The sequence below is a fragment of the Ruminococcus sp. J1101004sp1_RTP21198st1_B9_RTP21198_201120 genome, from assembly GCF_040924245.1.
In the GTDB taxonomy this organism is placed as follows: domain Bacteria; phylum Bacillota; class Clostridia; order Lachnospirales; family Lachnospiraceae; genus Blautia_A; species Blautia_A faecis.
In genome coordinates this window covers 22,093-28,092 of sequence record NZ_JBCOMI010000046.1, presented here as the reverse complement: position 1 = coordinate 28,092, position 6,000 = coordinate 22,093, and the positions used below count along the sequence as shown (strand labels likewise).

Annotated in this window: 4 protein-coding genes; 1 reads left to right on the top strand and 3 read right to left on the bottom strand. The window is 43.9% G+C overall.

Annotation, left to right across the window (positions count from 1 at the left end):
* Positions 1-160: 160 nt before the first annotated feature.
* A complete protein-coding gene (gene glpK / locus AB5618_RS19920) occupies positions 161-1,669 on the top strand; it encodes a glycerol kinase GlpK (protein ID WP_368367013.1) in 1,509 nt (502 codons plus the stop codon).
* Between the two features lie 293 nt (positions 1,670-1,962).
* Here the strand turns inward: glpK and AB5618_RS19915 are convergent, their stop codons facing one another.
* The 3 genes from AB5618_RS19915 to AB5618_RS19905 all read right to left on the bottom strand — a co-directional run bounded on the left by AB5618_RS19915 (position 1,963) and on the right by AB5618_RS19905 (position 5,417).
* Complete coding sequence (locus tag AB5618_RS19915) at positions 1,963-3,045, bottom strand: CdaR family transcriptional regulator (protein ID WP_173717464.1); 1,083 nt, start codon at positions 3,043-3,045, stop codon at positions 1,963-1,965.
* A 224-nt stretch (positions 3,046-3,269) separates the two neighbouring features.
* Positions 3,270-4,382, bottom strand: a complete 1,113-nt coding sequence (locus tag AB5618_RS19910; RefSeq protein ID WP_118582627.1) for an ABC transporter ATP-binding protein — start codon at positions 4,380-4,382, stop codon at positions 3,270-3,272.
* Between the two features lie 135 nt (positions 4,383-4,517).
* The gene (locus tag AB5618_RS19905) at positions 4,518-5,417 is read right to left on the bottom strand and encodes a DUF89 domain-containing protein (RefSeq protein WP_173717465.1); all 900 of its coding nucleotides are present in this window, start codon (positions 5,415-5,417) and stop codon (positions 4,518-4,520) included.
* Positions 5,418-6,000 lie beyond the last annotated feature (583 nt).

Here is a 6,000-nt window from a genome sequence, read left to right as displayed (position 1 = left end):
ATTAGCTTGCCGGAACGTTGCGACGCGCGGCGGTGAATATACATTGTGAAATCGCGTCCGGAATAACGACCAACACACTAAATAGCAAGTTAAGGTATTTTCTTGTATGTGAAAATAGGCTATAATATAAATAATTCAAGCAAAGTAAACGAGGTGTACTATGGGAAAATATATAATGGCATTGGACCAGGGAACTACCAGTTCCAGATGTATTTTATTTGATAAAAAGGGAAATATGTGCAGCGTAGCACAGAAAGAGTACAAACAGTATTACCCGAAGCCAGGCTGGGTGGAACATGATCCGAAGGAAATCTGGTCCTCCCAGATTTCAGTGGCTACAGAAGCCATGAGTAAGATCAGTGTAGATGCAGAGGATATTCACGCTATCGGAATCACGAATCAGCGAGAGACTACGATTGTGTGGGATAAGAAGACAGGAGAGCCGGTTTATCCGGCAATTGTATGGCAGTGCCGCAGAACAGCTAATATGATTGAGAAGATGGAAAAAGACGGCATGTCAGAGTTGGTTCGAAAGAAAACCGGTCTGATTCCGGACGCCTATTTTTCCGGAACGAAACTGAAATGGATCCTGGATCATGTAGAAAGTGCCAGAGAGCGTGCGAAGAATGGGGAACTTCTCTTTGGAACAGTAGATACCTGGCTGATCTGGAAATTGACAAAAGGGAAAGTTCATGTGACGGATTACACCAACGCTTCCAGAACCATGCTTTTTGACATCCATGAGAGAAAATGGGATAAAGAGATTCTGGAATACCTGGATATCCCAGAGTGCATGCTGCCGGAAGTGAAGCCAAGCAGTTGTATTTATGGTTATACCAATGAGAACCTGATCGGGGGCAGAATCCCAATTGCCGGGGCGGCAGGAGACCAGCAGGCAGCTCTTTTCGGACAGTGTTGCTTTGAGTCAGGTGATGTAAAGAATACATATGGTACCGGCTGCTTTATGCTTATGCATACAGGAGATAAGGCAGTAGAGTCAAAGAACGGACTTCTTACCACCATTGCAGTGAAAGCAGACGGAACACCGGGATATGCCCTGGAGGGAAGTGTTTTCGTGGCAGGTGCTGCTATTCAGTGGCTGAGAGACGAAGTGGGAATTCTGGAGAGTTCCCCGGATTCTGAGAAATATTGTCTGTCAGTGCCGGACACAAACGGCGTATACGTGGTTCCTGCGTTCACAGGTCTCGGTGCACCATACTGGGATCAGTATGCAAGAGGCGCTATCCTTGGTCTTACCAGAGGCGCAGGAAAAGCTCATCTGGTGCGTGCCACGGTAGAGTCCCTGGCCTATCAGGTACACGACGTTCTGGAAGCCATGGAGAAGGATTCTGGCATTGATCTCAGCGCTCTCCGCGTAGACGGTGGCGCCAGCGCCAATAACTTCCTCATGCAGTTCCAGGCTGACCTTCTCGACACTCAGGTGGTCCGTCCAAGCTGCATCGAAACCACCGCCCTCGGTGCTTCCTATCTGGCTGGTCTCGCCACCGGCTTCTGGAAAGACGCCTCCGAAGTAAAAAGCAACTGGCAGATCGGCCGTCAGTTCACCCCACAGATGACAGAAGAGGAGCGTAAGAAGAAGCTGAAAGGGTGGAAGAAGGCTGTGAAGTGTACGTTTGAGTGGGCGAAGGATGAAGAAGAATATAAGTAAAAAATGCCACATAATCAGGAATTTATTTTTACACTTTACAATAAACGTGTGATTTAAAATCCACTTTAACATGTATAATAAAGAAAATAGATCTGACCATAGAGCAATTTCAGGTTTCCCAGAATCTCCTTTCTGCTCTATGGACAGTCTTTCAAGAAAGTAGCATTTACTTTGATCAAGACAGTTACTTTGAATAGGAATCAGCAGCTGACAGAAGAACAGAGTCGGCAAATTGAAAAAGCCACTAAAAGAGAAATTGTTAAGTTAAAAATGATTGTTTAAGAGGGGGAATTTTATTCTGCTTTCTTATACTTAATATAATTCACCACCATCATCGCTAACTTAAACGTTAACGCATCCTCAAAGGTTCGGATATCCAGCCCGAATTTTTTCTGCAGCTTTTCGAAGCGGTACACCAGTGTATTTCGGTGTACGTAAAGCTGTCTGGAGGTTTCGGAAAGATTCAGGTTGTTTTCGAAGAAGGTGCGGATGGTAGCGAGTGTTTCGTCATCAATAGAATCCAGAGTTTCTTCTTTGAAAAACTCATCGATAAACATCTCGCAGATCTCCACCGGCAGCTGATAGATCAGGCGACCGATTCCAAGACGGTTATATCCAAACACATTCTTGCCAGTATAGAAAATCTTGCCCACTTCTAAGGCAGTACGTGCTTCCTTGTAAGCATCCGGGAGCTGCTTCAGGTCATCTGCAATATTGCTGTAGGAAACCCAGGCGGAAGTCATGGCCTCTGTATTCAGCATGTCCACCAGCATATGGGCAATATCATCCAGATCGGAATAATCCTCAGAAGGCTGGAGCTCACGGAGAATAATAATTCCGGAATCGTCGATAGCAGTAATAAAATCTCTTGTCTTAGCTGCAAAAATATTACGGATGGTAGCTAGGGCATTTTCGTCCTTGCTCTGTTTGGTCTCCACCAGGAAAACAGCACGCCGTACAGTGGTTGTAATATGAAGCTTTTTCGCACGGTTAAAAGCGTCTACCTCAGAATAGGAGCCAAGGAGAAGATTCTGCATAAATACGTTTTTGTCGCTCTTTTCCATGTAAGCGGTAAGCAGGCTCTCAATCTGGCAGACAGCCAGTTCCCCGATGGTGGAAGCGGCCTCTGAATTTCCCCATACAATCAGGATATACTGAAGCTGGTGACTCTCTGTCACTTTATACAGTCGGCAGTTCATATTGGAAATACACAGCGCCTCATCTTCCTTAAATTCTTCCAGCTTCTCTTCAGATGGAAGGGCTCTGTCGCAGGTGCTGATATAAATAGTGTTATCTAAATTTACAAGGCAGAAATCCAGATGACTGATATTCTTCCAGTCTTCCAGACATTTCTGGAGAATCTGAAGTAATTTCATAGGTGTGCTCCTTTAGTAGAAAAGTAATAAAGTTTGCTCAAGGTGTGCGTACACACGAAGCGCGTCCGGCGTCTGTGGCTTGGACTTGCTAAGTGTCCGGGTGTGCATTCGCACTAAATTCGCACTGCACCTGTGGGCTTACGCTCATTAAGTGCTCATAGTATACCACAAAAAAGCCCCAGGGGAAAACCCCTGAGGCCTAACTAAATTCATCCTTCTAAATATTAGTTGCAGATAGTAAGCTCTGTCTCTTTATCGAAGAAGTGAGATTTCTCCATATCGAATGCGAATTTGATTGTATCGCCTGTCTTGGAGTTTGTACGAGGATCAACTCGTGCTGTAACCTGAGTTCCGTTTACATCGAAGTACAGGAATACTTCAGCACCAAGAAGCTCATAAACTTTAACTGTAGATGTCATTGGAACGCTTGGAGAAGCTTCGATGAACATCTGGGAATCATGAATATCCTCTGGACGGATACCAAGAACAACTGTCTTGCCAACATAACCGCCGTCTTTCAGCACTTTCGCTTTCGCTGCCGGGATAACAATGTCATACTCACCAACTTTAGCAATAAGGTCGCCGCCTTTTTCAGCAATCTGAGCGTCAAGGAAGTTCATCTGCGGGGATCCCATGAATCCTGCAACGAACAGGTTGCCTGGCTGCTCATAAAGGTGCTGTGGTGTATCAACCTGCTGAACAACACCATCTTTCATAACAACGATTCTGGTACCAAGGGTCATAGCCTCTGTCTGGTCATGTGTTACATAGATGATTGTTGCGCCCAGTCTCTGATGGATCTTGGAAATCTCGATACGCATCTGAACACGAAGCTTAGCATCCAGGTTGGAAAGAGGCTCATCCATAAGGAATACCTTAGGATTACGAACGATAGCACGTCCCATAGCAACACGCTGTCTCTGTCCACCGGAAAGAGCCTTCGGTTTACGATCAAGAAGTTTCTCAAGGTCAAGGATTCTGGCTGCTTCTCTAACAGCTTTGTCAATCTGATCTTTCGGAACTTTACGAAGTTTCAGACCAAATGCCATGTTATCATATACTGTCATATGAGGATACAGAGCGTAGTTCTGGAAAACCATTGCGATATCACGGTCTTTCGGCTCTACATCGTTCATAACCTTGTCACCGATCTTTAATGTACCACCGCTGATCTCCTCAAGACCTGCGATCATACGAAGTGTTGTAGATTTTCCACATCCGGATGGTCCAACGAAGATGATGAACTCTTTGTCTTCGATTTCAAGGTTGAAATCTTTAACTGCCTGGAAACCATTCGGGTAAGTTTTGTTAATGTGCTGTAATGATAAGCTTGCCATGATTTTTCCTCCAAATTTCTCAATTAATTATTATAATCAAAATTGTTTCGATGCTTTTTTCATCTGATGTTAGTATAGCGAAAACCACCCAAAAGGGCTAGGGCAGAATCGTACAAACTTTTAAACAGTTTCTTGTCAATCTGACGAAAAAGCAGTAGCCTTTGGCGCTCGCTTCTCATTTATGAACATTCCTTGTAGTAATTTTGCATGAAAAAGCTGTTGAAACCAGTCGCATTTGCACAAAAACAGGTAGTAGATGTTCAGTCCGCAGCCATGCAGAGTCTCGTAATTTCCCTGACCTTTGGCAATGATCACGTCAGCATTATATAGAAGTTCTCTGGCGTGGGTACTGATCCCGTGAAGCCAGGTACCGCCTACGTCGTTTCCGTTTCCAAGTACAGGCACAACATCAGTAAGACCGCAAAATTCAGCGTCCTCCATGGTTGCGTCATTTCCAGCGGGCAGTCCGCGTACTAATGCTGTGATCCGTATATTTGGAAATATCTTTTTCAGAATCTGGATGGCAATTTTGTCCAGAACGATCTCACCGCAGTTATCGGTAATATATACAACATTCTCTGCCTTTTTCATATCCTGGCAGAATTGACGATATTCCTGTTCGTCAAGATCATCCTTGTTTTCACTTTTAATAAGAGAAAGTGCAGTTTCCTTGCTGACTTCCGGAAGCGCCGCAAAGTCGATATAGTTGCCGGTGCGGGCATAAATAAGTGCGGCTTTTAAGGGATCTTCTGAATAACGGATAGTGGAACGAAGCTCAGCTTCCAAATCCAGCATAAGCTGGTCATATTCTTTGTTGATCCGGGTGAAATCTTCCATAGGAACGCCCCAGAAGGAACAGTAGAATTTCTTCAGTTCTGTGGAGATGCTTGGAACGCAGTCGTCATCCTTTGGATGTTCAAAACGCTGGCGGATTGCTTCCATATATTGTTTTTTTCTGTCTTCGTCGTTAAAATGACGAATTTTTGCTTCCTGTTTGCGTATCTGACAGGCCATACATTTTGAATTTAATTTCATTCGTACCTCCTGAAAATAAGTTGCTGGCTAATTTTTCAATAACATTATTGAAAGAAACTATAATTAATGAAATGAGTGTCAAAAGGTCTTTTGGCACTCATTTGATACCCGGATTGCTACGCAGCTGCGCTGCTCCCGCAATCCTTCAAATATTCGAAATCCGCTGATTTACTGCGTAAATCGCTGCTTTCTCATCCAAGTTCAAAAGCCTTATTGTGCAAGCACGAACAGCTTTTTGACCTGTTGACACTGGTATCATAATTACTTACATTATAGCAGAAATTGTCTGACAGAACCAGAGAATGTTTGAAAAATAAAGTCACTGTTCACTGGTAACGTTCCGCGAGGCGTTTTTTGTGAACAAAGTTCACAGAAAACCCGAGAATTAAGTTTGCGCAGCAAACGCTACTTCTTGTGCTTGTCACAAGAAGGTTCGTCTTTCTGTGCTTCGCAAAGCGCGTTACTGCGAACGGAGCGAACAGTAACAAAATAAACTTGTACGTTATTTGAAAGGTTGTATGTCATAAAATGTATTATAGAGAGAAAATAATATAGAAAAACGTTTAATTAGACGAAAAATATA